The sequence below is a fragment of the uncultured Flavonifractor sp. genome (genome assembly GCF_944383115.1).
GTDB lineage: Bacteria > Bacillota > Clostridia > Oscillospirales > Oscillospiraceae > Flavonifractor.
Genome location: NZ_CALWOJ010000124.1, coordinates 1 through 4,611, shown reverse-complemented (window position 1 = coordinate 4,611; position 4,611 = coordinate 1). Strand labels below are relative to the sequence as shown.

Here is a 4,611-nt window from a genome sequence, read left to right as displayed (position 1 = left end):
ACGCAGACAAGAACATGGACGGAGATCGATCTGTCCAATTTGGAACATAATTATCGGGCGCTGCGGGCTATGCTGCCCCAGGGCTGCCGGTTTCTGGGCGTGGTGAAGGCGGACGCCTACGGCCACGGCGCAGTGCCGGTGGCCAGAAGGCTGGAGACGCTGGGGGCGGAATACCTGGCGGTGGCCTGCCTGGACGAGGCCCTGGAGCTGCGTCAGGCGGGGATCACCACCCCCATTTTGATTTTGGGCTACACCCCCGTGGAGCGGGCCGATAGTCTGCTGGACAACGGTATCACCCAGATGGTCTATGATGTGGACATGGCCCGGGCTCTGTCCGACGCGGCAGCTGCCGCGGGTAAGACTTTGAAGATCCATGTAAAGGCGGATACCGGCATGTCCCGGCTGGGCTGGCTGTGCGGCGAGGAGGATCAGAGCGCCGCGGTAGAGGCCATTGCCCAGGTGTGTGCCCTGCCCGGCCTGGAGGCGGAGGGGATCTATACCCACTTTGCCAACGCCGACGGGGACGAGGACTACACCATGCTCCAGTTCACCCGTTTTCTGGACCTGCTGGAGGCGCTGAAGGACAAGGGGATTACCTTTGCCATCCGTCACTGCGCCGCCAGTGCTGCCGCGCTGAAGTTCCCCTGTACCCACCTGGACATGGTCCGGCCGGGCATCGCCCTGTACGGACACTATCCAGATCCCTCCTGCGAGGGGCTGGACGGACCCGGCTTGCGGCCGGTGATGACCCTCAAGACCCGGGTGGCTTCGGTGAAAACCGTGCCCGCCGGTACGCCGGTGAGCTACGGCTGCACCCATGTGCTGGATCGGGAGACCAGGCTGGCCGCCCTTACCATCGGTTATGCCGACGGTCTGCCCCGGCTTTGCTCCGACAAGCTGGAAGTACTGATTGGGGGTCAGCGGGCGCCGGTGGTGGGCCGGATCTGTATGGATATGTGCATGGCCGATGTTACCGGACTGGATGTGGCGCCGGGGGATGAGGTGGAGGTGTTCGGGGAGCATCTGCCCATTGAGGATGTGGCCGCGCTGGCGGGTACCATTCAGTACGAGCTGCTGTGTGCCGTATCGCCCAGAGTCCACCGGGCCTATCTGGACTGAGGCACCGCCTGGGCAAGCCGGGCATACAATGGTTCGGGGGAGAAAGGACCGGCCCGGCGGCAGGGTGCGGACCTGCCCCGCGAAATTTTGCAGGGCGGGTATAATTCCCGCCGCCCCGTGGGAAAATCATAGTGACCGCGTTACATAGGCCTGAGGCCGTGTGACGATGGTGACTATTTTCCGGCGGAGTGTGAGCTTTTGTGGACAACAGCGTAAAACGCGGAGACATTTTTTATGCCGATCTGAGCCCTGTGGTGGGCAGTGAACAGGGGGGCGTGCGCCCGGTACTCATCGTACAGAACGATACCGGCAACCGGCACAGCCCTACGGTCATTGCCGCCGCCATCACGTCCCAGACCGGCAAGGCGCGTCTGCCCACCCACATCGAGCTCTCAGCCAACACCTACGGTCTCCCCAAGGAGTCGGTGGTGTTGCTGGAACAGATCCGGACGCTGGACAAAAGGCGGCTGAGAGAGCATATGGGGCGGCTGGACGAAGCGCAGATGCAGCGGGTGGACAACGCCATCGCGGTCAGCTTTGGCCTGCACACGGGCACCATGGTTTGAACACAATGGGGGAGCCGTCCCGGCGGACGGCTCCCCGTCAGACAGGAGGTACATATGAAACAGAAGAAATGGCCGGTGCGGCTCATCTCCGGCGGACTGGTGACGCTGGCCCTGGCAGGGGTGGCGGTGGCCGCCGGGCAGCAGGGCAGCAAGAACGATCCCCTGGTTACCCTCAGCTATCTGGAGGATCAGGCCATCCCCGCCATTCTGGAGCAGGTGGATGACAAGGTGGCGGACAAGCAGACCCAGTTGGAGCAGAAACTGGCTGCTGTGGTGGACGGCTATGTGACCGAAGTAGAGAAGGCCTTGAGCGGCGGCTCCGGCTCCTCCTCCGTCGGCGGCGTATTCCAGATCGTCAGCCTGAAAGCGGGGCAGACGGTGGTGGGTACCGAGGCCTGCGAGTTTCTGCTGCGGGCGGGTACCGCGGTCTGTGTTTCCGATACGGCCCCCGGACTGATTGATACCACCAGCGGTTCCACTCTGGCCGGCGGTCAGAACCTGTCTGCCAACCACCTGTACCTGGCCACCATTGACGGACGGGGCGTCAAGGCCTCTACCGATGTGACCATCATGGTCCGGGGCGGGTATACGATTAAATAATGAGAATAAAAAATGTGGACGGCATTGCCGTCCACATTTTTTATTTGATCAGGGTTGGGATCAAAGCGGCCAGAGCCTGGGCCAGCTCGGCGTGACTCTCCCGGGTCAGGTGCATGTAGTCCACCGTGTTGCAGGTAAGCCCCAGGGTGTTTGCGTCCAGAAAGGCGCAGCCCGTCCGCCGGGCCACGGCCTCATATTCCACCGCCAGCCCACGGGTCTTTTCCACACAGCCGGGCCCCATCTCATGGGCCACCGGGGAGGTATAGACCCCCTCCTCGATGGACTTGGGCGCGATGATAAGGATGTTGGGTGTTCCGCCGGGTCCCCAGCAGTCCAGGGCCTGGGCGGCCTTTACCAGACGCTCCATGCCCCGCCCGATGGTATAGGCGTTGGCACCAAAGCGTTCCTTGGAATCGTTGGTACCCAGCATGATTACCAGCAGATCCACCGGCTCGTGGCTTTTCAGACAGGAACGCAGATAGGACAGGGCGGACAGCCCCTCCTCCACCGGGTCGTCAAACACGGTGGTACGGCCGGGAAGGCCTTCCTCTACCACCAGAAAGGACGGGCCCAAAGCCTGCTGCAGCAGACAGGCCCAACGCTCCTCCTCGTTGAAGCGGAGGCATGGGCCGTCGGTGCAGTCGGAAGGGTCAGGGCAGTAGCCGTGGGTGTTGGAGTCCCCCAGACAGACGATATGGCGGCGCATTTACTTGATCTCGGGCAGGGAAGCGGCGGCCACGGACTGGCCTACCCGGCGGGCCTTCTCGTCGGGCATGGTGGGGTTGATCTTGGAGGCGATCTCGGGATACTCGTCGGCCAGCACGCTCTTGCAGGTCTCCAGCAGCAGGTCGCCGCCCTTGCCGGACATGACCCGGCCCAGCAGCAGCACGTGCTTGAAGCCGTAGAAGTGATAGTACAGAGCCAGAGAGTGGGCCAGATATACGCCGATGGAGCGGTAGACCGCGGCGGCGCCAGGGTTGCCCTCCTCCATGGCCTTCTGCACCACCTTCAGCTTCTCGGCGGGGGAGAGGGAGGGGTCCAGTTCAATACCGCCGGCGTGAGCCAGCTTGATGACGCCGTCCTGGGAGAAATACTTCACGCCGCAGCCGATGTCGCCGGACCACTCGTCCTCCATTGCGTTGGGGTTGGCGTCCACGGGGGCAAAGGCAAGCTCATTGAGCCAGCCGGTGATGTTGCCATTCTGGTCCACATAGCCCACAGCCTCGCTGGTGCCCATAGCGATGCCCAGAATGTTGTTTTCCTCCAGGCTCATGGCGCCGGCCAGGGCGGACACGTCGCCGTCGTTGGCCACCACATAGGGTACGTCGCCGAAGGTGTCTTTGATGGCCCGGATGTAGATGTCCTTCACCTTGGCGTCAAAGTCCTCCTTGGGGACCTTCAGGAACAGGGAGGCTACCATGGTGCGGTTTTCGATGTAGATACCGGCGGAGGACACGCCCACCGCGTCCACCCGGGGCATATGCTCGGCGGCGGACTTGAGGGCGGACACAATGCCCTCATAGTGATAGTCGGGGTCGGCGGTGGTTTTGGGGAACCACACAACCTCCTCACTGAACACAGGCTGGCCGTCAATGACGGCGGATACCTTGCGGTCGGAACCGCCGGCGTCGAAGCCGATGCGGCAGCCGCCCAGGTGGCGGCCTACGGCCTGGGGATTGCTCTTCTCGGCGGGTACCTGGTCGCAGTACACCACTTCAAAGGGTTTCTCATATACGTTGGACATGAAGTCGGCGTCAAAGGAACGCTTGCCGCCCACACAGTAGGTGGCCTTCATGGCCTCAAAGATATCCTTGTCGCCGGCAATGTATACTTTAAAGCCGCCCATGTACCACAGCATGGTCTTGATGAGCCGGTCCACATAGTAGCGGTCGGCCTCGGCCATATCGGGTGTGCCGTGAATGAAGGTCTTGTAGACAGCCACTTCGCCGCCGGCCCGCTCCACGGCCAGATCCAGAGGCTTTTTGGCGCCCTTCAGGAAGGATGCGAAGAATTTGCCCAGGGGGAGGAAACCGGGGTCCAGCTCCGGGCTATGTTTGACAGGGACTTCAATGCCAAGATGTTTCATAAGACATCCTCCTTATATATATTGAGAACAGACAGAGTTTCTATGTATAGGCTACCAGTTTTTTTAAATCTGTCAAGCATATTTTCAGGATTCTGAAAATTATTTTCTTTCCAGGTCTTGACGGGGGATGGACCGACGGGTATGATGGAACCAACGGGGGAACTCTCCCAACAATGGAAAGGTGGGAATTGCGATTATGGATATCACTGCACGTCTGCAGGATCATCAGAAATGGATCAA

Annotated in this window: 5 protein-coding genes; 3 read left to right on the top strand and 2 right to left on the bottom strand. The window is 61.3% G+C overall.

Annotation, left to right across the window (positions count from 1 at the left end; genetic code table 11):
* The 3 genes from alr to Q0K43_RS10330 all read left to right on the top strand — a co-directional run.
* Positions 1-1,119: alanine racemase (alr, locus tag Q0K43_RS10340; protein WP_297290450.1), on the top strand; the 1,119-nt coding region annotated here is incomplete at its 5' end.
* Between the two features lie 200 nt (positions 1,120-1,319).
* Entirely contained in the window at positions 1,320-1,685 is a 366-nt protein-coding gene (locus Q0K43_RS10335) for a type II toxin-antitoxin system PemK/MazF family toxin (RefSeq protein ID WP_087188294.1), read from the top strand.
* A gap of 54 nt (positions 1,686-1,739) precedes the next feature.
* Positions 1,740-2,285, top strand: a complete 546-nt coding sequence (locus Q0K43_RS10330; protein WP_297290449.1) for a hypothetical protein — start codon at positions 1,740-1,742, stop codon at positions 2,283-2,285.
* A gap of 40 nt (positions 2,286-2,325) precedes the next feature.
* Here Q0K43_RS10330 and Q0K43_RS10325 read toward each other — a convergent pair whose 3' ends face one another.
* Both Q0K43_RS10325 and Q0K43_RS10320 read right to left on the bottom strand, forming a co-directional pair.
* Positions 2,326-2,991: a GDSL-type esterase/lipase family protein gene (locus tag Q0K43_RS10325; RefSeq protein WP_297290448.1), complete on the bottom strand. Its 666-nt coding sequence runs from the start codon at positions 2,989-2,991 to the stop codon at positions 2,326-2,328.
* Entirely contained in the window at positions 2,992-4,371 is a 1,380-nt protein-coding gene (locus Q0K43_RS10320) for an ROK family protein (RefSeq protein ID WP_297290447.1), read from the bottom strand.
* Between the last annotated feature and the right edge of the window lie 240 nt (positions 4,372-4,611).